General features: G+C 43.6%; 1 protein-coding gene. It reads right to left on the minus strand.

Going from position 1 to position 2,094, the window contains the following annotated elements; translation table 11 throughout:
* On the minus strand, positions 1-1,772 hold a 1,772-nt coding region (locus ACTRWI_RS22325; RefSeq protein WP_499133883.1), incomplete at its 3' end, for a WD40 repeat domain-containing protein.
* Between the last annotated feature and the right edge of the window lie 322 nt (positions 1,773-2,094).

Consider the following 2,094-nt stretch of genomic DNA (forward strand, 5'->3'; position numbering starts at 1 on the left):
GTTTGAATGGCGGTAACGTCCGTGAGTGACTGGCTGTCAACTTGTCCATTAATTTCAATGAGATTATTGGCATCGACACCAGTAACACCAATATCAGCATAGTTGGAGACCGTTGGTGCGGTTAGAGTATTGTCCGCAGCATAGCTTTGAATAATGTTGAAGCTGTCCACCAAGGCTTGCACGCTCACCATCGGCGTCAATGATTGACTATCTACTTGTCCGTTAACATCACTGAGATTTGCCGCGCTAACGCCCGATATGCCAGCTGCCACGTAGTCAGTTAAGCTTGGCGCAGTTTGCGTATTGTCCACCGCAAAGGCTTGAATGACATTGATGCTACCCACCATCGGTTGCACATTCACCATCTCGGTGTGAGTAAGACTTTGAAGTTGAGAGTTGATGTCTGAAAGATTATCGACCGTCACATTATCAATCGACGCATTTAAATAATTCGTGACTGTTGGCGCGGTGCTACCGCCTGCTGCCCAAGCTAAAATCACATTCGATCCATCGATGGCTGCTTGAACTCTATCAGAACTTAACCCTGATGATGACAAAACATAGACAGCACCAGAATTAATTAGCGATACGTCACCAGTCACAAAATCATTAGCGATTGAACCATCGGAGCTAATATCTCCACTCCCAAATATAGGTGAACCATCGCTGCCATCATTACCAGAATTGTTAGTCACAATGCTTTGAAGGTTTGTCGAGTTGTAGGGATTGCCTAGCACTATAGTATTACTCTTAAAATCTAACCCTGACTGTACTAACCGAGATGTTCCATAACTGGAGTCAAATTCCAAATCATATGTGATTACAGTCGTCTCCCAATTAGCCGCATTAAGATCAGACAAATCATATTTATAGAGATTTGGTGCTAGCCATGAAGCTACCACTAGTTCATCTCCATCTCCGGATAAGCTAACCCCAGAACCAAAAGCATCAAATGATGTATTATTGGAGAGTAATGTCTGAATATAATTCCACTGACTGCCATCATAATCATAGATGTCCACGGCTATTCTTGAGCCAGCCGCTAAGCGTGTACCATTACTATTTAAACTAACACTGAACCCTTCATTTCCACCTCTGCCTGCGTTTAAGTTACTCTGTGTGAGCATCCAGTTACTGCCACTTGCACCACGAGTAAAAACATCAATATGACTATCTTGATGATCACCTGCGACGATAGTTTTTCCATCATAAGAAAGGGCGACTGTGTTAATTTCCCCCATCCGACCTGTACCGGTAAATTGGTTTCTTTCTGTCCAACCACTACCGTTATATTGATAGATAACAATACGTCCATCAAACGAACTATACCGATACGCACCTAGCACTAAAGTATTACCATCCCCACTTAAATTTGCAGATAAGAGTTTATCCGAAATGGTATGCGCTTGCGTTCCCACCAACGACCAATTAAACCAATCCGGTTGATCGCTAGACACGTCAACCTCATAGGTTTTAATCGTGTCATATGATGCAGTGACGACTCGACGACCATCCGCAGATAGCGCAACGCCATAAGTGTAATCCGCGGCTAATGAGCCATCTTGCAAAGTTGTGACTTCTTGCCAATTCCCGTTTATACGGCGATAAACATAAAGTTTACTCTTCGTTGCACTATCATAAGCCGCAGCGACCACCATAGTTAGGCCGTCATCTGAAAGTTCAACCCTACGCCCAAAATAGTCCTCATTGGTACCATTTGAAGCTTTAATAAATGAGTTAGGAAGGTACTCGCCACCCCCGAATTCCGACAACTTACTATTGATAAAACCTAATATATTAATACCCATACCAGTAAAGGCGGTGTCATTGTAGTCGATTATTGTCGGCGCTATAGTACTCGCGCCAAGACTGTAATCCGTAAGTCGGTTGACTGCACTTATAACGTTTTGTATTGCACCTAGCGAAAGTGAAGTATTATCAGTAGCAAGAATCTGGTTAACCCATTCTAGTTCGGTAGGATTTAGTTCATCAAAACCTGCGGTGTGATAGGTAGCAAGACTTGGCGCTGTGCTTGTGTTGCCATCGGCATAATCATCAAGGGCATTGATGGCATCGACGAGGGCTTGAAACTCG

The sequence above is a fragment of the Pseudoalteromonas sp. G5_S1_14_S5 genome, from assembly GCF_054968605.1.